This is a genomic window from Rhizobium sp. BK538 (assembly GCF_014197575.1).
GTDB lineage: Bacteria > Pseudomonadota > Alphaproteobacteria > Rhizobiales > Rhizobiaceae > Rhizobium.
The window spans coordinates 142,526-164,303 of sequence record NZ_JACIFT010000006.1 but is presented as its reverse complement, the minus strand read 5'-3'; the positions used below and the strand labels follow the sequence as shown (position 1 = coordinate 164,303).

At 61.7% G+C, this 21,778-nt stretch carries 18 protein-coding genes; 12 read left to right on the top strand and 6 right to left on the bottom strand.

Features of this window, described 5'->3' with window-relative positions; all coding sequences use genetic code 11:
* Positions 1-2 precede the first annotated feature (2 nt).
* Positions 3-779: a methyltransferase gene (locus FHX09_RS09430; RefSeq protein ID WP_037081866.1), complete on the top strand. Its 777-nt coding sequence runs from the start codon at positions 3-5 to the stop codon at positions 777-779.
* On the opposite strand, the gene FHX09_RS09425 is transcribed toward FHX09_RS09430, so the two are convergent.
* Positions 776-2,116 (bottom strand): Nramp family divalent metal transporter, encoded by a 1,341-nt coding sequence (locus FHX09_RS09425; RefSeq protein WP_007789134.1) that lies wholly within the window; start codon positions 2,114-2,116, stop codon positions 776-778. The genes FHX09_RS09430 and FHX09_RS09425 overlap by 4 nt on opposite strands.
* A gap of 170 nt (positions 2,117-2,286) precedes the next feature.
* Between FHX09_RS09425 and FHX09_RS09420 the strand changes: the two genes are divergently transcribed.
* From FHX09_RS09420 to purD, 7 genes are all read left to right on the top strand, one after another.
* Positions 2,287-3,147, top strand: a complete 861-nt coding sequence (locus FHX09_RS09420; protein ID WP_132588432.1) for a S49 family peptidase — start codon at positions 2,287-2,289, stop codon at positions 3,145-3,147.
* 20 nt (positions 3,148-3,167) lie between these two features.
* Positions 3,168-3,362 carry a membrane protein gene (locus FHX09_RS09415; protein WP_007789132.1) on the top strand — a complete coding sequence of 65 codons (195 nt, stop codon included), beginning with the start codon at positions 3,168-3,170 and terminating at the stop codon, positions 3,360-3,362.
* A gap of 77 nt (positions 3,363-3,439) precedes the next feature.
* Positions 3,440-4,399 carry a glycine--tRNA ligase subunit alpha gene (locus tag FHX09_RS09410; RefSeq protein WP_007789131.1) on the top strand — a complete coding sequence of 320 codons (960 nt, stop codon included), beginning with the start codon at positions 3,440-3,442 and terminating at the stop codon, positions 4,397-4,399.
* Positions 4,400-4,734: 335 nt separating this feature from the next.
* Complete coding sequence (locus tag FHX09_RS09405) at positions 4,735-5,286, top strand: LemA family protein (RefSeq protein ID WP_184449822.1); 552 nt, start codon at positions 4,735-4,737, stop codon at positions 5,284-5,286.
* 93 nt (positions 5,287-5,379) lie between these two features.
* Entirely contained in the window at positions 5,380-6,639 is a 1,260-nt protein-coding gene (gene aroA, locus FHX09_RS09400; RefSeq protein WP_184449820.1) for a 3-phosphoshikimate 1-carboxyvinyltransferase, read from the top strand.
* Between the two features lie 41 nt (positions 6,640-6,680).
* Positions 6,681-8,624, top strand: coding sequence for a DUF2207 domain-containing protein (locus tag FHX09_RS09395; RefSeq protein ID WP_183718946.1), 1,944 nt, complete (start codon positions 6,681-6,683; stop codon positions 8,622-8,624).
* Positions 8,625-8,704: 80 nt separating this feature from the next.
* Positions 8,705-9,982, top strand: a complete 1,278-nt coding sequence (gene purD / locus FHX09_RS09390; RefSeq protein WP_132588434.1) for a phosphoribosylamine--glycine ligase — start codon at positions 8,705-8,707, stop codon at positions 9,980-9,982.
* A gap of 364 nt (positions 9,983-10,346) precedes the next feature.
* On the opposite strand, the gene FHX09_RS29450 is transcribed toward purD, so the two are convergent.
* Positions 10,347-10,730: an FAD-dependent oxidoreductase gene (locus FHX09_RS29450; protein ID WP_183718922.1), complete on the bottom strand. Its 384-nt coding sequence runs from the start codon at positions 10,728-10,730 to the stop codon at positions 10,347-10,349.
* A 303-nt stretch (positions 10,731-11,033) separates the two neighbouring features.
* On the opposite strand from FHX09_RS29450, the gene FHX09_RS09380 reads away from it, so the two are divergent.
* Positions 11,034-11,498, top strand: coding sequence for a plant virulence effector HPE1-like domain-containing protein (locus tag FHX09_RS09380; protein ID WP_184449819.1), 465 nt, complete (start codon positions 11,034-11,036; stop codon positions 11,496-11,498).
* Between the two features lie 106 nt (positions 11,499-11,604).
* On the opposite strand, the gene FHX09_RS09375 is transcribed toward FHX09_RS09380, so the two are convergent.
* Together FHX09_RS09375 and FHX09_RS09370 are read right to left on the bottom strand one after the other, a co-directional pair.
* Positions 11,605-11,838, bottom strand: coding sequence for a hypothetical protein (locus FHX09_RS09375; RefSeq protein ID WP_132588436.1), 234 nt, complete (start codon positions 11,836-11,838; stop codon positions 11,605-11,607).
* Between the two features lie 115 nt (positions 11,839-11,953).
* Positions 11,954-13,489, bottom strand: coding sequence for a winged helix-turn-helix domain-containing protein (locus FHX09_RS09370; protein ID WP_132588437.1), 1,536 nt, complete (start codon positions 13,487-13,489; stop codon positions 11,954-11,956).
* Positions 13,490-13,876: 387 nt separating this feature from the next.
* Between FHX09_RS09370 and FHX09_RS09365 the strand changes: the two genes are divergently transcribed.
* Entirely contained in the window at positions 13,877-15,694 is a 1,818-nt protein-coding gene (locus FHX09_RS09365) for a methyl-accepting chemotaxis protein (RefSeq protein ID WP_184449817.1), read from the top strand.
* 76 nt (positions 15,695-15,770) lie between these two features.
* Here the strand turns inward: FHX09_RS09365 and FHX09_RS09360 are convergent, their stop codons facing one another.
* The gene (locus tag FHX09_RS09360; RefSeq protein ID WP_132588438.1) at positions 15,771-16,277 is read right to left on the bottom strand and encodes a DUF523 domain-containing protein; all 507 of its coding nucleotides are present in this window, start codon (positions 16,275-16,277) and stop codon (positions 15,771-15,773) included.
* Between the two features lie 96 nt (positions 16,278-16,373).
* Here FHX09_RS09360 and FHX09_RS09355 point away from each other — a divergent pair, with 96 nt between their 5' ends.
* Positions 16,374-16,814, top strand: a complete 441-nt coding sequence (locus tag FHX09_RS09355) for a YqaA family protein (RefSeq protein WP_184449815.1) — start codon at positions 16,374-16,376, stop codon at positions 16,812-16,814.
* Between the two features lie 111 nt (positions 16,815-16,925).
* Here the strand turns inward: FHX09_RS09355 and glyS are convergent, their stop codons facing one another.
* A complete protein-coding gene (gene glyS / locus FHX09_RS09350) occupies positions 16,926-19,154 on the bottom strand; it encodes a glycine--tRNA ligase subunit beta (protein ID WP_184449813.1) in 2,229 nt (742 codons plus the stop codon).
* Between the two features lie 204 nt (positions 19,155-19,358).
* Here glyS and FHX09_RS09345 point away from each other — a divergent pair, with 204 nt between their 5' ends.
* Positions 19,359-21,668 (top strand): Tex family protein, encoded by a 2,310-nt coding sequence (locus FHX09_RS09345; RefSeq protein ID WP_132588441.1) that lies wholly within the window; start codon positions 19,359-19,361, stop codon positions 21,666-21,668.
* The last annotated feature ends 110 nt before the right edge of the window (positions 21,669-21,778 follow it).

Genomic DNA, 21,778 nt, shown 5'->3' with positions numbered 1-21,778 from the left:
AGATGACGGGAGATGTTGCCGAGACGATCGACGCTTTTCATCGGGGGCTGTTCCATGTGGTACAGCCGAAGGGCAGGGGGCATCGCTCCGGCATGGATGCAATGCTGCTAGCTGCGCTTGTGGCCGACGACCGTCCGATCAAGGTCGCGGATCTCGGTGCCGGCGCAGGTGCCGCCGGCTTGGCCGTCGCGTCGCGGCTGCCGGCCGCCGAAGTCGTGCTCTTCGAGCGCTCCGCCGAGATGGCCGACTATGCGCGCCGCAGCGTCCTCCTGCCTGAAAATGCCTATCTGGCGGGCCGCGTTTCCGTCGTCGAGGCGGATGTGACGCTAAGGGCGAAGGCGCGCAACGAAGCCGGTCTCCCCGACGAGAGCTTTCATCACGTCATCATGAACCCGCCGTTCAACGATGCGGGCGATCGCCGCACACCCGATGCCTTGAAGGCGGAGGCACACGCGATGACGGAAGGAACGTTCGAAAGCTGGGTGCGGACGGCCGGGGCGATCATGATCCCCGGCGGGCAATTGTCCCTGATCGCGCGGCCGGAATCGATTGCGGAAATCATCGATGCCTGCGGACGCCGTTTCGGCGGCATCGAAGTCACCGCGATCCATCCGCGCGAGGGCGAGAACGCCGTGCGTATCCTCGTCACGGCCATAAAAGGGTCGCGCGCGCGGCTTTCGCTGCGCGCGCCACTCATCATGCACGAGGAGGGGACGCATAAATTCTCCCCCTTCGTTGACGATCTCAACAATGGCCGGGCGGCCTATGCCAGGCGCTAGCCGGTGACAAAGTCGAACAGCAGCTTGACATTGAGACCGGCAATCAGGACTGCAATCACATAGGCGATTGCGCTTAGCCAGCGCGGGGCGACCAGCGCGCCCATCTTCGCCTTGCTCGCCGTAAACATCACGAGCGGGAAGACGGCGAAGGAAAGCTGCAGGCTGAGCACGACCTGGGTCAGGATCAGCAGTTCCGCCGTACCCTTGTCGCCATACCAGATCGTGACGAAGGCGGCCGGAACAATGGCGATCGCACGTGTGATCAGGCGACGAACCCACGGTTGAAGCCGGATCTTCAGGAAGCCTTCCATGACGATCTGGCCGGCAAGCGTTGCCGTAACCGTCGAGTTCAGGCCGCAGCACAGGAGTGCGATGCCGAAGAGTGTTGGAGCGATTGCCAGGCCAAGCAACGGTGCGAGCAACGAAGATGCCTCGCCCAATTCCACGACGTCCGTCTTGCCGTTCGCATGGAAGGCAGCCGCCGCAAGGATCAGGATCGATGCATTGATCAGGAGCGCAAAGCAGAGCGCTATGGTCGAGTCGATCGTCGCGTAGGTCAGCGCTTGGCGCTTTTCCGGCACCGTGTGGCCGTAAGCGCGGGTCTGGACGATGCCCGAGTGCAGGTAGAGATTGTGCGGCATCACGGTGGCGCCGAGAATGCCGAGCGCGAGATAGAGCATCTCAGGGTTGGAAACGATCTCGGTCGTCGGGAAGAAGCCCCGGATCACCGCACCCCATTCCGGGTCGGCAAGGAAGATCTGCACGCCAAAGCACACGGCGATGATGGCGAGCAGGGCGATCACGAAAGCTTCCACCCAGCGGAAGCCGATCTTCTGCAGATAGAGGATGAGGAACACGTCGAGCGACGTGATAAGCACGCCGAGCTCAAGCGGGATGCCGAAGAGCAGATTGAGGCCGATCGCCGTGCCGATCACTTCGGCGATGTCGGTCGCGATGATGGCGATTTCGGCAAACGCCCACAGCGGAATGGAGACGTACTTCGGGTAGGCGTCACGGCAGGCCTGTGCAAGGTCGCGGCCGGACGCGATGGCGAGGCGCGCGCAGAGCGACTGCAAGACGATCGCCATCAGGTTGGACAGGAGGGCGACGGTCAGCAGCGCATAGCCGAACTTCGAACCGCCGGCGAGCGAAGTCGCCCAGTTGCCGGGATCCATATAGCCGACGGCCACCATGTAGCCGGGCCCGAGGAACGCGGCAATGCGCCGCCAGCGCGTCCCATGTTTCTGCGTCTGGATTGAGCGGTAGACATCGGAAAGCGATGCCTCTTCGCGCTCGTGTCGCCAGCCGGCCTTTGTGTTCGTATTTACGATGTCCATGCAATTTCGCCCTTTTTACCAGTAAGAGCAGTATGTCTGATTGGAATGATAATGCAAGTCATTCGCAATAAGATTTGTGAATGGGAGATGTTTTCTGCAGCGACCATTGCGTTTGTCGCTCCGTTGCATACATGGAAGACGTTTGCTGATGTCGCCGCAAAGGATGGAAAATGGCCGGATTTTTGAAGAGGTTGCTGCCGAAGCGTTTCCGCAAGGAAGGTGTGGTGATCCCCGTGGTTCGACTTCACGGCCCGATCATGAGCGGCGGAAGCCAGTTCCGGCCCACTCTCAATCTCGCCGCTGCGGCGCAGGTCCTGGAGAAGGCCTTTACCTTCAAGGATGCGCCGGCGGTTGCGATCTCGCTCAATTCGCCGGGTGGCTCCCCGGTGCAATCGCGGCTCGTCTTTACCCGCATCCGCGAACTCGCACGTGAAAAGCAGAAGAAGGTTCTTGTCTTCATAGAAGATGTTGCGGCATCCGGTGGCTACATGATCGCGCTTGCTGGCGACGAAATCATTGCCGACCCCACTTCCATCGTCGGCTCGATCGGCGTCGTCTCCGGTGGCTTCGGTTTCCCGGAGCTGCTGAAGAAGATCGGGGTGGAACGCCGCGTCTATACTGCGGGGGAAAACAAGGTGATCCTTGATCCATTCCAGCCCGAGAAGGAAAAGGATATCGAATACCTGAAGACCCTGCAGCTGGAGATCCATCAGGTCTTCATCTCCATGGTTCGCGAACGACGTGCCGGCAAACTGAAGAACGACGATGTGGTGTTCTCCGGGCTCTTCTGGACGGGCACGCGCGGCCTCGAACTCGGCCTGATCGACGGCCTCGGCGACATGCGCCAGGAATTGAAGCGCCGCTATGGGGCCAAAACCAAACTCGAGCTGGTGATGCCTGCGCGCGGTCTTTTCGGAAGGCGCATTCCCGGTATATCGTCAGCCAACTTGGAAGGTGCCGGATCCGGTCTCGCGATCGGACTTGTCGAGGCCGCCGAGGAGAAGGCATTGTGGAGTCGATACGGGCTGTGAGGGATTAAAAGGCTGGCATCATGCCGCAACTGATAATCATTGTCGTGCTGGTGGTTGGCGCCTGGCTTCTCTACCGTCGCTTCATTGCTGATGCAAAGCGGCTCGCCGAGCGATCCCGCCGTGCCGAGAAGGAGCGCCAGACGGGTGCCATCGGCACACTTGTCAAGGATCCGGTTACGGGCGAATACCATCTGAAAAAGGACGAGGACGAGTAGAGCCGCAAAAGCCTTGACCCATCTGGCGCGTCGTGGCACCTGTCCGCGCACTTTTGTACGAATTCGGAAGCCGTTCCATGTCTGCAGCAATCCCCGACCACATGAACCCGAAGCGCTCGTTCCAGGCGCTGATCCTCACGCTTCACAATTATTGGGCGGACAAGGGTTGTGCGGTGCTGCAGCCCTACGACATGGAAGTTGGCGCCGGTACGTTCCACCCGGCAACGACGCTACGTGCGCTCGGCCCCAAGCCATGGAAAGCTGCCTACGTGCAACCGTCGCGCCGCCCGTCGGACGGCCGCTATGGCGAGAACCCGAACCGCCTGCAGCACTATTACCAGTATCAGGTCCTCCTGAAGCCGAACCCGCCGAACCTGCAGGAGCTCTATCTCGGCTCGCTCGCGGCGATCGGCCTCGATCCGCTGCTGCATGACATCCGTTTCGTCGAGGATGACTGGGAAAGCCCGACGCTCGGCGCCTGGGGTCTTGGCTGGGAGTGCTGGTGCGACGGCATGGAAGTGTCGCAGTTCACTTATTTCCAGCAGGTCTGCGGCATCGAATGCTCGCCTGTCTCGGGCGAGTTGACCTACGGCCTTGAGCGCCTTGCGATGTACGTCCAGGGCGTCGACAATGTCTACGACCTGAACTTCAACGGTCGCGAGGGCGACGAGAAGATCAGTTACGGCGACGTCTTCCTACAGGCGGAGCAGGAATATTCCCGCCACAATTTTGAGTACGCCAACACGGAAATGCTGCACCGGCACTTCATCGACGCCGAGAAGGAATGCCAGGCGCTCCTCGCGGCCGGCGCGCCGGGCGACAGCGATAACCAGAAGCTGCACAAGTGCGTCTTCCCGGCCTACGACCAGTGCATCAAGGCAAGCCATGTCTTCAATCTGTTGGATGCCCGCGGTGTGATCTCGGTTACCGAGCGTCAGAGCTACATTCTGCGCGTACGGACGCTCGCCAAGGCCTGCGGCGAGGCCTTCCTAATGACGGATGCAGGTGGGGTGAATCTGGCGAAAACTGCCGCTTGAAGGGCGGCAGTCAGTGGCGATCGTCGCTTCTGGCCTCGACACGGCGCTCCACCGGGCGCGCCATTTTCTGGACAAAGAAGTACGAAGCGATGGCCAGCATGTTGAGGAGGAAAAGTACTGCGCCATGGTCTGAATGATCCTCGTCGCAAGTTTCTCGGGCACGTTTGTTTCAACCGTGCAAGATGAAAATTGGGACGTCGGCCGGCGCGACGGTATCGTGATTTTTCGCTACCCTTGTCTTTGATTGTCCCGAAGAGACCGGAAATGCGGGATGACAATCTGCGGTAACGCGCATAGTCTCCCGGCATACTTTCGGTCGTTGCGGGGGATTCGTGATGTATATTATTCTTGGCCTTGTCGTTCTGGCCGCGCTTTATGCCGTCTTCATTTACAACGGCCTCGTTCGCGCACGGCAGATGTCTGAGGAAGCCTGGTCCGGCATTGATGTGCAGCTGAAGCGCCGCGCCGACCTGATCCCCAATCTCATCGAGACGGTCAAGGGCTATGCCGCGCACGAGAAGACGACGCTCGAAGAGGTCGTTGCCCTCCGCAACAAGGCCCAATCAGTTCCAGCAGGCGATGTCGCCGGTCGCGCCCAGGCGGAAGGCCTGCTTGGCCAGGCGCTCGGCCGTGTGTTGGCTCTCGCCGAAGCCTATCCCGACCTGAAGGCGAACGAGAATTTCCGCGAGCTGCAGACCTCGCTCGAGACGATGGAAAGCGAAATCCAGATGGCCCGCCGCTACTACAATGGCGCGGCTCGTGATCTGAACGTCAAGGTCGAGAGCTTCCCGTCCAATCTGGTCGCCGGCCAGTTCGGTTTCCAGAAGCGCGAGTATTTCGAGATCACCAACGAAGCGGATCGCGCCATTCCGACGGTAAAGTTCTGACATCCGCCATTTGCCTTTGCGTAAAAGCTGCTATGAGCAGGGCATGATCGTGGCTGGAAACGGCCTTCGCGCAAAGACGGAAAAGACAAGGTTATGAGTAAAGAGAAGCTCACCATCATCCCACCGGACAAGCCGCTGACAGGCCGCGCCGTCCCCCCCGGCTCGAAGTCGATCACCAACCGCGCGCTGCTTCTGGCAGGTCTCGCCAAGGGTACCAGCCGCCTGACCGGCGCTTTGAAGAGCGATGACACCCGCTATATGGCCGACGCTCTCCGCGGCATGGGCGTGATCATCGAGGAGCCGGATGACACGAGCTTCGTCGTCACGGGCAGCGGCAAGCTGCTGCCGCCACAGGTGCCGCTCTTCCTCGGCAACGCCGGAACGGCGACGCGCTTCCTGACGGCCGCTGCCGCCCTGGTGGATGGCACGGTTGTCGTCGATGGTGACCAACACATGCGCAAGCGCCCGATCGGCCCGCTCGTCGATGCGCTGCGTTCGCTTGGCATCGAAGCATCGACCGAAACCGGCTGCCCGCCCGTTACCGTCAAGGGCACCGGCCGTTTCGAAGCGAGCCGCATCCAGATCGATGGAGGCCTGTCGAGCCAGTATGTCTCGGCGCTCCTGATGATGGCCGCCGGCGGCGACAAGCCGGTGACGATCGAGTTACTTGGCGAGGATATCGGCGCGCTCGGCTACATCGATCTGACGACGGCGGCGATGCGCACCTTTGGCGCCAAGGTCGAGAAGACCAGCCCGGTGACCTGGCGCGTCGAGCCGACCGGCTACACCGCGGCCGACTTTGTGGTCGAGCCGGACGCCTCGGCCGCGACCTACCTCTGGGCGGCGGAAGTGCTGACGTCAGGCAAGATCGACCTCGGCGTTGCGAACGGCGCGTTCACGCAGCCGGATGCGAAGGCCTATGACCTGATCGCCAAGTTCCCGCATCTTCCGGCCGTCATCGACGGTTCGCAGATGCAGGATGCGGTTCCGACCCTTGCCGTTCTTGCGGCTTTCAACGAGACGCCGGTTCGTTTCGTCGGCATCGCCAATCTGCGCGTCAAGGAATGCGATCGCATTCGAGCGGTCTCGACGGGCCTCACGCAGATCCGTCAGGATCTGGCGCGCGAGGAAGGCGATGACCTGATCGTCCAGTCCGATCCGGATCTCGCCGGACAGCGCCTGCCGGCCAACATCGACACCTTCGCCGATCACCGCATCGCCATGAGCTTTGCGCTCGCCGGCCTAAAGATCGCCGGCATCACGATCCTTGATCCGGACTGCGTTGGCAAAACCTTCCCTGCCTACTGGCGGACGCTGGCACGGCTTGGTGTGACCTATGCCGACGAGGGCTGACACTATCTGACGCGGCCGGGACGCCGCAGGCGAGGGGTATGATGATCCGACGGCTTTCCGGCCTCTGCTTCGTTCTGTTTCTGATGCTTGCGGCGCGTGGCGCCATCGCTGCGGAGGTGATTAACGCTTTCGCGTCAAACATCGCGCTTGAGAAGAGCGGGGCGATGACGGTGACGGAGACGATCACCGTCAATGCCGAAGGCAATCGTATCCGGCGCGGCATCTTTCGCGATTTTCCGCTGACCTATCAGGATGAAGAAGGCCGCCTCCGCCGCGTCGACTTCGACGTTATCTCGGTCAAGCGCGATGGTCGCGACGAGCCTTGGCATACCGAGTCCATCAGTGGCGGTATCCGCATCTATGCCGGCTCGGAAGACGTCACAGTCAGCTATGGCCGCCACGAATACGTCTTCACCTACCGCACCAATCGCCAGATCCGCTACTTCGACAATCACGATGAGCTCTACTGGAATGTTACCGGCAACGGCTGGATCTTCCCGATCCTGACGGCGACGGCGACGGTCAACCTTCCTGACGGCGTCAGCGCGACCGACACTGCTTTTTTCACTGGCCCGCGGGGGGCGACGGACAGGAATGCAAGCGTTTCCGGGGGCGGCGGCCGACTGCTGTTTTCGACGACCCGGCCGCTCAATGCAGGCGAAGGGCTGACGATTGCCGTCAAGATGCCGAAGGGCTCGATCGATCCGCCGAGCGCCGACGACACACGGCGCTGGTGGCTGAGCGACAACCGCGACTACTTCCTCGGCTTCGGTGGCCTTCTCCTCGTCTTCCTCTACTATACGCGTTCTTGGCTGAAGGTCGGCCGCGATCCGGCCCGCGGCGTGCTGGTGCCGCGCTGGGACCCGCCCGACGGCATCTCGCCGGCACTGGTGAACTATATCGACAATCGCGGTTTCTCCGGGCAGGGCTGGACGGCGCTGTCGGCCACGGCCCTCAATCTGGCGGTGCGCGGCTATGTGGTACTGGAAGACCTCAAGAACGCGATCATCATCCGCCGCACCGACAAGCCGGTCGGTAAGGAGAAGCTTGAGGCCGGCGAAACGAGCCTGCTGAATGCCGTCGGCGCCAAGGGCTCCCTGACGATTGACGAGGCCAACGGAACGAAGGTGAAGTCGGCGGGGGACAGTTTCCGGGCCGCCATTGAGCGCGAGCACCGCGGCAAATACTACAACGCGAATACCGGCTACACGACGGGCGGTATCGCACTCAGCGCCGCCTCGTTGGTGGCCCTCTTCGTCTTTGGCACGCTGGAGCCGGAGACCATCGCTTTGATGATCATTCCGATCGTCGTTGTCGTCTTTATTTCCGTCTTCGTTGCCGGCTTTGCCAAGTCGTTCCGCCCCGGCAGGTCGCTCGGCGCGAAGATCATGTCCGTGATCGCCATCGGTATCGCCACCTTTGTCGGCTTCAGCATCGTGTCGTCTCTGGCCTTGGCGCTGTTCTCGTCGCTGGTCGAACTCCACGAGACGCCGATGCTGTTTGCCATCGGCGGCGTCATCCTGCTGAACCTCCTCTACGTCTTCATCATGGGTGCGCCGACCCCGCTCGGGGCCAAGCTGATGGATGGTATCGACGGCCTGCGTCAGTACATGACGCTGGCTGAGAAGGACCGCATGAACATGGCGGGGGCGCCCGAGATGTCGCCGCAGCATTTCGAGAAGCTCTTGCCCTATGCTGTCGCGCTCGGCGTCGAAAAGCCCTGGTCGCGCGCCTTCGAGACCTGGCTTGCCGCGGCAGCAGCGGGAGTAGCCGCGGCCGCCTACGCCCCATCCTGGTATTCCGGCAATTTCGGCAGTGGCAATTTCTCCGATCGCATCGGCGGCTTCTCCTCATCGATGGCCTCGACGATTGCTTCCACGATCCCGGCACCGCCCTCCAGTTCGTCCTCCGGTTTTTCCGGCGGCGGTTCCTCGGGCGGCTTCTCCGGTGGCGGCGGTGGCGGTGGTGGTGGCGGCGGCTGGTAAGGCTTCTTGCTCAAGCATTCCTGCTTGACCTTTCGGCGCTCTCCCCTTAACCGCCAGACGGAAACGTGAAAGGGACGGGCATGAAGGTTCTGTTGATCGGATCGGGCGGACGCGAGCACGCATTGGCCTGGAAGCTGGCGCAATCGCCTGCCATGACGGACTTCTACGCCGCTCCGGGCAATCCGGGCATTGCCGAGCACGCGACAATGGTTGCCGTCGATGTCGACGACCATGATGCCGTCATTGCCTTCTGCAAGGGCAAGGCGATCGATTTCGTCGTCGTCGGCCCGGAAGCACCGCTCGTGGCGGGCATAGCCGACAAGCTGCGCGCCGAAGGCTTTCCCGTCTTCGGCCCGTCGGCGGCCGCGGCTCAGCTCGAGGGCTCGAAGGGCTTCACCAAGGATATCTGCGCCCGCTACGACATCCCTACCGGTGCCTATCGGCGCTTCAACAATGCGCCGAAGGCCAAGGCCTATATCCGCGAGCAGGGCGCCCCAATCGTCGTCAAGGCCGATGGCCTTGCTGCCGGCAAGGGCGTGACCGTCGCCATGACCGTCGATGAAGCGCTCGCCGCCGTCGACGACTGCTTCGAGGGTGCCTTCGGTGCGGCGGGTGCCGAGGTCGTCATCGAAGCCTATCTTGATGGTGAGGAAGCGAGCTTCTTCTGCCTCTGTGACGGCAAGCACGTCCTGCCGCTCGCAACCGCCCAGGATCACAAGCGGGTAGGCGAGGGTGACACCGGCCCGAACACCGGCGGCATGGGCGCCTATTCGCCGGCACCCGTGATGACGGCCGACATGGTCGAACGCACGATGAAGGAAATCATCGAACCAACCATGCGCGGCATGGCCGAAAGCGGCTATCCCTTCTCCGGCGTCTTCTTCGCCGGCCTGATGATAACCGCCAAGGGTCCCGAGCTCATCGAATACAATGTCCGCTTCGGCGATCCCGAATGCCAGGTGCTGATGATGCGACTGAAGAGCGATCTTCTGCCGCTCCTGTTTGCCACCGCCAATGGCACGCTCGATCAGGTGTCCGCCGAATGGACGGACGATCCGGCCCTGACTGTCGTGATGGCATCGAAGGGCTATCCGGGCTCCTACGATAAGAACACGCCGATCCGCCATATCCCGGACGCGGGCGAGAGCGTCAAGGTGTTTCATGCCGGTACGGCGCTGAAGGACGGTGCGCTGGTTGCAACCGGCGGGCGGGTGCTCAACGTCACTGCCACGGGCAAGACGGTCGGCGAGGCGCAGACGCGCGCCTACGCGCTGCTCGATAAGGTCGATTGGGACAACGGCTTCTGCCGCCGCGATATCGGCTGGCGTGCGATCGAACGCGAAAAAAACGTTCAGTAGATCTGCCACCAACTTGCTTTTGTTTAGCGAGGCCTCCTTGGCGGTCGGTCGGAAACGACGCTCGGTCGAGCAGCGCCTGTAGGGCTTGCCTCATGTCGCCCGCAGGATAGTTCCATTGGCCGACGACGATGGAACCAAGCGGATGCATGCTGAACTTAAATCGTGTAACGACGCCAAAGTTTCCACCGCCGCCGCGGATGCTCCAGAAGAGTTCAGGGTCGGACGTTGCGCTTGTCCAAATGATGCCTCCAGCCGCGGTCGCGATTTCCGCGCCCAGCAAGCTGTCGATGGTAAGGCCGTATCTCCTGCTGGCCCATCCCATGCCTCCACCCCGGGGTCAGACCTACCACACCTGTATGCGAGATCACGCCAGGCAACCTTCAGGAACTGTCGCGCGATCGAGATCGCCAAGGAGTGCCCCGCCGCCTACCTCGATCGTGCGCGTATCTCGATCGATGGCGATCGCGGTTAGCTCCGACAGATCGAGAACAAGTCCCGCATCGCAGGTTGAGAATCCCGGAAGACTGTGGCCGCCGCCGCGCACCGCAAGCAGGGCGCGAGATGCAGCAGCTGCGTGCACGGCCTTCTGGACGTCATCCACACTCTGCGGGCGGACGATCGCCGCAGGCCGCCGATCGGCGACACCATTCCATACTTTGCGATAGCGATCATAATCCTCATGGTCCGCCGTGATGATCGGGCAGCGGTGCCCCAATAAGGAAAGCTCCCTCAGCAATAAGTTGGACATGTTGCGTCCCTCGACGCTCGCACAACCTCTAGCACATCCTGATCCGATCCAGAAACATCCTGCGATCGAAAAGCTGGAAGCCTGCAATGTGTCGAGATGGTTTCGCGACGCTTCATGTGAGCCGGTAGAGCGCTCGGGCTTTTGTGCGCAGAAGCGGTCACAGGCGGCATTTGCTACCGAACAGCGCGAAAAGGCGTGAGCAAAACGCGAAATCGGGTCAGTTCCCTAAATTTTTACCCTTTCCCCTGACGGGATGGAAACAAAGGCGCGCTAGTCTCTTCTCAACGTGAGACGGAGTGTTCCATGCGTCAGGTCTTCTTTGCTGCGATAGCTGTGTTTGCCGCGGGTTCCGCCTGCGCCTCTTCGATCGAGGTGGTCGGCAAGGACACGCGCACCAATGGCGGGAGCATCAGCCAGGAAAGCTGCCAAAGTTGCCCGCCGCTCGAATCTGTCGAGCGCAAGAAGGACTACACCGTCCCGACCCTCACACCCGGCTCGCTGCAATCCTCTGAGATTCGCGACGTGAACGGCGAGAAGAAGCTCTATCGCACCGAAGGCTGGATGGGCGGGTCACCCGTCGTTTTCGTAACCAAGGCTCCGGCCGTGTCCATGACGGCCGCTACACAGCCGTCAGACAACATCGACCGCGCCTCGACGACGGCTGCGGTCATCGGTGGCGACGTCAAGCCGATCGCGGCAGGCGTGGCAGATGCGCCGAAGGAACAAACGGCCCCGCTCGACGTTTCCAAGTTTGAACTTCGGTTCTGATCTCCAGTTCCCTGCCCCAGCCTGACCAAAGTTTCGGTCGACCGGGTCCACCCCTCGCGGGGGATAAAATGCGTCCCTGAGAGAAGCGGGGACGCATTTTTCGTCTCTAATGGGCCTTGCCGGCTGGTGTGCCTCCAAAGGTCGGCGCAAGCAGATGCGCAAGGGCCTGCAATCCTGTCGAAACGTTCACCCGCCGCAGATAGTGCTGAGTGCCCTGCGCCTCCGCAACGGCGGATGCTCCAACCTCGCCTTCGATAGCCGTCTGTTCTGGAACTGGCTCAGGCGGAGGGGAGTAGATACGTCCCTGATCGAGGGAAAGGATGGTCAGCGTCGTTATCATGGCCGTCACCCACTTGCAGTTTTGCTGTGGGAAGCAGTCTCTGCCGGATGAGCCATTCCGGTCCTGAAACGCTCAAGGAAAAGTTCCGAAACGATCCGAAACTAGGATCAGGCCCCTAGCGTTCCGGGACACCCGCTATTCTCAGCCCGTCAAGGACGGCAGCGATGCGATCCGGATATTTGCCCGCTTGACCGGCGCGGATGCGTTCAATCGTGATATCAGGCGTCCGTCGTTTCAAGGCCGCGACGTGCCGCTGGGCTTCCTCCATGCGCCCGAGATGCGCGCTCGCAGCAATGAGCACCCATAGAGTTGGCTCGAAATTCGCATTGCTGGCTAGCGCTCTTGAAGCCCAGGCCAGGGCCTGGTCGTACTCACCGAGGACGATATGGGCGTGAGCGATGCCGCAGAGTGAGAAGTGCGCGCCTCGGTCGCCAGGCGTCAGGCGGTTGGCCCTGTGGAAGTGGCTGAGCGCATCGCTGACATTGCCGCAATGAAGATGTCCGACGCCCGCCCTTACGACGGCCATCGGATTGTTGGGATTGGATTCGGCCGCCGCTTGCAGAACCGCGAGACCCCAATCGTAATCCTTCACCGTCTGCATCAAGGCGACGCCGCAATGGGCCATGACCATGGCATCGCCGGCGCCGTGCTCCAGAGCCCGCCGCGCCAGTGCGCCACATGCCTGCACATCGTCCTCGGTGAGCGCTGGCCAGCCCATCGTGTAGCGATGCTCGAGCGCCCATGTCGCATGGGCAAGCAGCTGCGCATTGTTGGGCTCGGCGGCGAGCCCCTGCATGAGAAGGGCATAGGCGGCCGCATTGTCGCCTTCGATTTCGGTCGAGATCTTGGCCAGGGCCTGCAGGTAGATGTCGTAGGTGGCCACGCTTCCGGGCCGTTCGCGCCGTGATCGCTCGATCTCGGCCGTTTGGATCAGTGGTTCGATCAGCATTGCGACGCTGTCGGTGATGCGATCCTGAAAGTCGAATATCTCGTCCAGAGTACCATCGAAAGTCTGCGCCCATATGTGCGTGCTGCTCTGGCGCTCGACAAGCTCAGCCACGATACGCAGCCGATTGCCGGATTGTCGGATGCTGCCTTCGAGCACGTAGCCGACGCCGAGTTCGGCGGCGATCTTGCGCACATCCATTGCACTGCCCTTGTAGGCAAAAGAGCAGTCCCGGGCGACCACGGCAAAGCTTCGGAACCGGCTTAGTGCCGCAATGATGTCATCGACGATCCCATCGGCAAAATAGTCCTGCCTTGGATCGCCGCTGAGATTGCTGAAGGGGAGGACAGCGAGTGTCGGCCGCAATTCTGGGGCGGTCGCAGCGGCTTTCGCCTCCGCATTCGTCCGGATGAAACGGTAGCCGACGCGCGGCACCGTAGCGATCCATTCCTGTCCGTCGGGTGCAGGGCCAAGCGCCTTGCGCAACGCCGCGACCTGCACGGTCAGGTTGCTCTCCTCGACGGCAATTCCGGGCCAGACACGCTCCATCAACACATCCTTGGAAACAATGCTCCCACGGGCTTCAAGCAACGCTTCAAGAAGGGCGATGCCACGTTGGCCGAGCGCGACGGCGCGCCCGTTCCGCAGCAGGCGGCAGCCGGGATCGAGAACAAATTCACCGAAGGCATGCAAAGCCTCAACCATGCCGGAAATATAGCTTAACGACCGCCAGCGGAAAACTGGAGAACATGCTCTGGCGTGTGCGTTTCAACCTGCGGACGCGCAACTGACGCGAAATTTCCGCTATCCTTCGGGCCATCATCACTTGGAAATTGGCAATTCCTTCACTCTAACTCCAACGTATAGGGGCGCATTTTTCTGTTTGTATTTGTTCACAAACTTCCCGATTTCATCATCATGGAAACATGTAGAGACTGGTTAAGCATTCCTTAGAATAAACTGACCATTTTTAGCGCCGACCGGTAGCCGCATGTCAATTTCGCAGCAGTAAGAGGGGGTGGCCAATCAGCCCTCGTATACGCGGTAGGAAACCGCGCCGGATATCCCAACCGAGCTCTGTTGCGAGGCATGATGAAGAATTTGAAGATTTCCAGACAGCTTATTTTGCTGGTCGTTGGCCTGATGGTAGCGTTTGCAATCGGAATCACCATCCAGGTTCGCTCCTCGGTCAATGCGATCTATAAGGAACGCTATGATATGCTGCGTTCTGAGGTTCAGTCCGCGGTCTCCGTTCTCAAGCAGTACCAGGCGAAGGTGACCGCCGGCGCAATGACCCAGGAAGAGGCCCAGAAGCAGGCCTACGCTACGCTCAACGGCATGAAATACGACCCCGATGGTTACTTCTTCGGCTATAGCTACGACATCCAGATGATGTTCCACTACGATGCCTCGAAGGTTGGGCAGTTCAACAAGGGGCAGCCGGACAGCAAAGGCAAGCTCTATCGCGAAGAACTGGTCAAGCTTGGGCAGCAGGGCGGCGGTCTCGTCGAATACTACTCCACAGCGAAGCCCGGCCAGCCGGCCGGAGATTTTCGCAAGACGGCATATGCATTGGCCTTCGACCCCTGGAAGGTCGTCGTCGTCACCGGCGTCTACATGGATGATCTCGATGCCCAAGTCGATGACACGATCCTGGCCGCATTGGCTAGCAGCATCGTCCTACTCTTCGTCGCCATTGTGGCTGCCTACCTGGTCATCCGCGGCATTTCAAACCCCTTGAAGGACGTTCACAATGCCCTGCAATCGGTGGCTGATGAGGACGTCTCGATCAAAATCCCGCACACCGACATGAACAACGAAGTCGGCATGATGGCCAAGGCGACGCAGTCTCTGCAGCAGAAGGTCAGGGAGCGCCACGCCATGTCCGAGCGCGAGGCCGCCCAGCAGATGGCCCTCGACGGCGAGCGCGAAAGCAGTCAGCGCTTGCAGCGCGAGGAAGCGGTCGCCCAGAACCACGTCGTCTCGACCATCGGTCAGGCGCTGGAGCAGATTGCCCATGGCGACCTGACGGTCCGTTGCGCCGATCTCGGCCAGAAGTACGCTGCCCTCCGCGAGAACTTCAACGATGCGCTCGGGCATCTCGAAGTCGCGATGGCCAAAGTGAGCGCCAAGGGCGGCGACATCGCCGTCAGCAAGGAAGAGATCCGCCGTGCCTCCAACGATCTGTCGCAGCGCACCGAACGCCAGGCCGCGAGCCTGGAGGAGACTTCGGCAGCGCTCGACGAGTTGACCGTCGCAGTCCGCCAGACCGCTGACGGCGCCCATGAAGCCAGCAAGCGCGTTCATGCCGTCAGCACGGAAGCGAGCCGCAGCGATGCGGTGGTCTCCGAAGCGATCGAAGCGATGAGCGGCATCGAAAAGTCGTCTGCCGAAATCGGCAAGATTATCGGCGTCATCGACGAAATCGCCTTCCAGACGAACCTGCTGGCGCTGAACGCTGGCGTCGAAGCTGCACGCGCCGGCGAATCCGGCAAGGGCTTTGCGGTCGTCGCTCAGGAAGTTCGCGAACTGGCACAGCGCTCGGCCGCCGCGGCCAAGGAGATCAAGGATCAGATCGCCCGTTCGTCCGGTCAGGTCGATCACGGCGTCCGCCTGGTCGGCGAAGCCGGTGAGGCACTGAAGCGCATCTCCGACCAGATCAAGGCCGCCAACGAGATCGTCGCCAAGATCGCCCATAGCGCCTCCGAGCAGGATACGACATTGCGTTCGATCTCGTCCTCGATGAACCAGCTCGATGCCGCGACCCAGCAGAACGCCGCGATGGCGGAGGAGACTACTGCATCGGCTGAGTCGCTCGCCAACGATACAGACGAGCTCCTCAACCTGATCCGCGGCTTCCGTGTCGGCGGCGGCAACGATTATGCCGCGCAGGTTCGCCGCGCCGCCTGAAGTCAAGGACCAAACGAGAAAACGGCCGTCGGAGCGATTCGGCGGCCGTTTTGCGTAAGGGGAGCTATCGGGTCTTTCAGTCGCCCGTCGTTGCCTCGTCCGCAGCGAGCCGCGCGATAAGCGCCTCGATATCGCGATCAGAGTAGACGCCAATGCCGGCCTGCTTCAGGAGCGCCGCTGTCACGCCATTCCCTGCGAGCCTGTGCCCGGAGAACGTGCCGTCATAGACGAAGCCCGAGCCACAAGAAGGGCTGCCGTCGATCAGCAGCGCATAGCGGCAGCCGGTCTGGGTCGCGATCGCCAGGGCGTTCTCGGCGGCCTGCCTGAACTCGTCCGTCACATTGCCACCGGTGATCTCGACGACGCGGGCGTTGCCGGCAAGCACATCCTCGCCCGCAGCCCCACCGTCGATTTCGGCCGGCGGGCGCGGCACCGGCATTCCGGCAGACATCTCGGGACAGATGGTTACCAGCCTGCCTTCCTCGATCCACTGCGCTATCGCAGGGTGAGCGAGCGGCTTCGATTTGCCGTCATAGCGGACGGGATGGCCCATGAGGCAGGCACTGACGAGAATCTTCTCCATGGCTTTGGAATAACCCCAAGGACGTGATAGTTCCAGTCCGCCATCGAACGTGAGGAAGGGGAAAAGGGTGCAGCGAAGGATTCGCGCGGACAGGGCATGACCGATCTTGCGGTCTATTCCGGCCTTTTCCTGGTGGCTTTTGCGGCAGCAACGATCTTCCCGATGCAGTCGGAAGCCGGCCTCGTCGGCCTCGTCCTCACCGGGCAGTATCCGGTCCTCGCGCTGATCGTGGTGGCGACAACAGGCAACGTTCTCGGCTCGACCGTCAACTGGCTGCTCGGCGTCGGCATCGAACGATTTCGCGACAAGCGCTGGTTTCCGGTCAGCCAGCCTGCGCTCGACAAAGCGCAGCGCTGGTATCACCGCTATGGCAAGTGGTCTCTGCTTCTGAGCTGGATGCCGATCATCGGCGATCCCATCACCATCGTTGCCGGTGTTTTGCGCGAACCGTTCCCGATGTTCCTGCTGCTCGTGACTATCGCGAAGACCGTTCGTTACGACGTTCTCGCTGCCGCCACTCTCGGGGTGATGAGCTGACGCGGGCAGAATTCCATCCTTGGTTCAGAATCTGAACAAGGAGGAAATTCTGCAAATGACGCCGGATCTTAAGGTGCCATCCGCACGTCACATCAGATGCGCGGGCGCGCCTTAGCCCGAGATTTTCGAGAAGTCGGCGACCGTACCGGTTGCCTCGCGGATCAGACGCAGGAGCGCCAATCGGTTGGCGCGAATGGCGGCGTCCTCGTCGTTAACAAGCACGTCGTCGAAGAAGCGGTCGACCGGCGCGCGCAGCCTGGAGAGCGCTTCCATGGCCGAGCGGAAGTCTTCCTTGTCCACGGCTGCCGAAGCCTCGGCCGAGGCCTTGTTGATCGCGGCGAAGAGCTCCTTCTCAGCGGCGAGCCGGAACAGGTTTTCCGAAACGCCGTCGGCGATCACCGTGCCCTTCTTCTCCTCGGCGGCCAGAATCTGCGTGGCGCGCTTGGTGCCGACCAGAAGGTTCTTGCCGTCCTCCGACGTGATGAAGGCGGTCAGCGCCTCGACGCGACGGGCAATCATCAAGAGATCGTCGGCCTCGAGCGTAACCACGGCATCGATGAGGTCATAGCGCGCGCCCTGATCGCGAAGGTAGACCTTCAGGCGGTCATGGAAGAAGGAGAGGAGGTCGAGTTCGCGTGACGATTCGCTTTCAGCAACACCAAGTGAGACAAGGTCGTCCCCGTCTTGGAGCGTCGTACTTGCAGCTTTCGTCACGCCGAGATCGCTATCAATCCGCGCGATATGCGACGCAATCGGCGTCAGCAGCGGAATGCGGACCTTGCGCTCGAGCAGGATGCGGATAACGCCGAGCGCTGCGCGACGAAGCGCGAAGGGATCCTTCGAGCCCGTCGGCTTCTCGTCGATGGCCCAGAAGCCGGTCAGCGTGTCGAGCTTGTCGGCGAGCGCGACAGTGATCGCAACCTTGTCCTCCGGAACGCGGTCGGTTGGACCCATCGGCTTCCAGTGGTCCTCAATCGCTGTTGCCACCGATGCATCCTCGCCCTGGAGTGCCGCATAGCGGCGGCCCATCAGGCCCTGCAGTTCCGGAAACTCGCCAACCGCCTCAGTGCGAAGATCCGCCTTGGCAAGCACTGCTGCCCGGTCGACCAGCTTGTAGTCGGCGCCGATCTGCATCACGAGCTTGGCCGCCAGTGCGCGAATGCGCTCCACGCGCGCGCCCTGCGTTCCAAGCTTGGCATGGAACGTCACGTTGAGCGCGTCGAGCTTGGCCATGCGCTGGTCGAGCGGCTTGGAAAGGTCGAGGTTGAACTTTGCGGCCGAAGCCTCCAGCGTTTCCAGATCCGGCAGATCGCCCTGGTCGCGCTTCCAGAAGTGCAGCGCGTCGGAAAGGCGAGCGCGTACGACCTTGCCGTTGCCGTGGATGATCTCCTTGCCGCCGTCGCTCGCCTGGATGTTCGAAACGAGGATGAACTTGCTGGAAAGCGTGTCGCCGCCGACTGGGCGCGTCACGAAGCACTTCTGGTTCGTCTTGATGGTGAGCCGGATGATATCGGCCGGGATCGAGAGGTAATCTTCCTCGAAGCTTCCCATCAGCACCAGCGGCCACTCGACGAGGCCGGAGACCTCTTCCAGCAGCCCCTCGTCCTCGACCAGTTCCAGGCCGCTCGCAAAGGCGATGTCGCGGGCATCGTGCAGGATGATGTCCTTGCGGCGATCGGCGTCGAGAATGACTTTCGCCTTTTCGAGATTGGCGACGTAGTCGTCGAAGCGCTTGACGGTGATGGCCTCAGGCGCATGGAAGCGATGACCATAGGTCACGTTTGAGGCAACGATGCCGTCGATTGAAAACGGAACGACGGCCGTTTCCTCGTGCTCTGTGCCGAAGGTGCAGATAATCGACTGCAACGGACGGACCCAGCGCAGCGAGCCGGGCTGAGCAGAGGCCGCGCCCCAGCGCATCGGCTTCGGCCAGGGGAAATCGCGGATGATCCCAGGCATGACATCGCTGATAATCTCTTCGGCGGCGCGGCCTGGCTTGGAGATAACGGCGATGTAGAAGTCGCCCTTCTTCGGATCGCTCTGAACCTGCGCCTCGGAAATGGAGGAAAGGCCGGCGCCGCGCAGGAAGCCTTCGATCGCCTTCTCGTTGGCGTCTGTGCGGGGCCCCTTCTTCTCTTCGCGCACATCGGCGGAGCGCGCCGTCAGGCCGCGGATGTCGAGCGTTAGCCGGCGCGGTGTCCAGTATTCGCGCACACCCTCGTAGGAAAGTCCTGCCTCGACAAGCGCATCGGTCACGAGCTTCTTCAGGTCGCCGGCAGCCTTGCGCTGCAGGCGGGCCGGGATCTCTTCGGAGCGGAGTTCTAGGAGCAGATCTGGCATGTCACTTTCCTTGCCTTCTCTGGGGAAGGCGCCACAAAGGCGGGGCTAAAAACGGTCGCCTCTGCTAGCAAAGAATGCCGCATCTGCACAACCGCAAAAACGGCTGCCAGCCGTGCTATGTTGCTGTGGATAGGGACGTCGGGCATTGCCTTGTCGTTTTTCGCCGCTATGGTCCCGCAACTTTTGTAAAACGTAGGAATTCTCATGGCCGCTGATCTCCGCTCGCTCGCCGCTGTCATCTCGTCCGAAATCAATGCCCGGCCGGACCAGGCAAAGGCAGCGATCGAGCTGCTCGACGAGGGCGCGACCGTGCCCTTCATTGCGCGCTACCGCAAGGAAGTGACGGGCGGGTTGGACGATACGCAGCTGCGCAATCTGGCGGAGCGGCTGGTCTATCTGCGCGAACTGGAAGCGCGCCGCGACACCATCGTCGAATCCATCACCGGCCAGGGCAAGATGACCGAGGAACTGCTCCGCAAGATCACCGGTGCCGCCACCAAGGCCGAGCTGGAAGATCTCTATCTCCCTTATAAGCCAAAGCGCCGCACCCGTGCAGAGATCGCCCGCGAGCGTGGCCTCGGGCCGCTGGCGGAAGCAATCCTTGCAGACCGCTCAAAGGAGCCTGCCACGCTGGCGGAAGGCTACATCACAGCCGATGTGCCCGATGTGAAGACGGCACTCGAAGGCGCGCGTGATATCGTCGCTGAAGGCATCGCCGAAAATGCGGACCTCCTCGGCAAGCTGCGTGCCCATATGCGCAGTGCGGCTTTGCTGAAGGCCAAGGTGGTGGACGGCAAGCAGGCGACAGGCGAGAAGTTCTCGGACTATTTCGACCATTCCGAACGCTGGGCCACTGTCCCCGGCCATCGCGCGCTCGCCATGCTGCGCGGCTGGAACGAGGAAGTGCTGACACTGACGATCGAGGCCGATGTCGAAGCCGCCTCGCCCAATAAGCCGGTCGAGCGCATGATCGCGACCGCCTACGAGATCGCAGCGAGCCGCCCCGGCGACCGCTGGCTGATGGAGGTGGCGAGCTGGACCTGGCGCGTCAAGCTCTCCATGTCGCTGTCGCTCGACTTGATGCGCGAGCTTCGCGAGCGCGCCGAAGAAGAGGCGATCCACGTCTTCGCCCGCAACCTCAAGGATCTGCTGCTGGCAGCACCCGCCGGTTCGCGCCCGACGATGGGCCTCGATCCAGGCATCCGCACTGGCGTCAAGGTCGCTGTCACCGATGCGACCGGCAAGGTGGTTGCGACGTCCACCGTCTATCCGTTTCAGCCGAGAAACGACGTGCGCGGCGCGCAGTTGGAACTCGCTTCCCTGATCCGCAAGCACAATGTCGAGCTGATCTCGATTGGCAACGGGACCGGGAGCCGCGAGACCGAGAAGCTGGTGGCCGACATGCTCGCCGAGCTGCCGGGTGCCAAACCGACCAAGGTGATCGTCTCGGAAGCCGGTGCCTCGGTCTATTCCGCCTCGGAAACGGCAGCGTTGGAGTTCCCCAACCTCGACGTCTCGTTGCGCGGTGCCGTCTCCATCGCCCGGCGCCTGCAGGATCCACTGGCGGAGCTCGTCAAGATCGAGCCGAAATCGATCGGTGTCGGCCAGTATCAGCACGACGTCGACCAACAAAAGCTGTCGCGCTCGCTCGACGCCGTTGTCGAAGATGCGGTGAATGCCGTCGGCGTCGATCTCAACACTGCCTCCGCGCCGCTGCTGTCGCGCGTCTCGGGCCTGGGTACCTCGATTGCCGACGCGATCGTCAAGCACCGCGACAGCGAAGGCCGCTTCGAGACGCGCCGCGATCTCCTGAAGGTCGCGCGCCTCGGCCAGCGCACCTTCGAGCAATGCGCCGGCTTCTTGCGCATTCGTGATGGCAAGGAGCCGCTCGACGCCTCCTCGGTCCACCCGGAAGCCTATGGCGTCGCCAAGAAGATCGTCGCTGCTTGCGGCCGCGACCTTCGCTCGCTGATGGGCGACAGCGCGGTGCTGAAAGCCGTCGATCCGCGGCAGTTCATCGACGAGAAATTCGGTCTGCCGACGGTGAAGGACATTCTCGCCGAGTTGGAAAAGCCCGGCCGCGACCCGCGCCCGAGCTTCAAGACCGCGACCTTCGCCGAAGGCGTCCACGAGATCTCGGATCTCAAGCCCGGCATGATGCTGGAAGGCACGGTTACCAACGTTGCGGCCTTTGGCGCTTTTGTCGACATAGGCGTCCATCAGGACGGATTGGTTCACGTTTCCCAGCTCGCCGATCGCTTCGTCAAAGATCCTCACGAAGTTGCGAAAGCTGGCGATGTCGTGAAGGTTCGCGTCGTGGAGGTCGATGCGAAGCGCAAGCGCATCGGTCTGTCGATGAGAAAGGACGACGGTTCTCAACCTTCGGCGCCGCGTGGCGAGTCGCGTGGAAATCAGCCGGTTCGCGGTCAGAACGACCGACGCTCAGCCCCGGCAAAACCGGAGAGCCAAGGTGCCTTTGGAGCTGCACTGGCCGAGGCCATGAAGCGAAAATAAGCGCTTAGCAGTAATATTTGCAAAAATGTCACACTTCGGAGGTCATGTCGCCGGGGTGCGAATTATGGCGCTTGTAAGGCGGATGAGAGATACTAAGTTGATCTGACTAT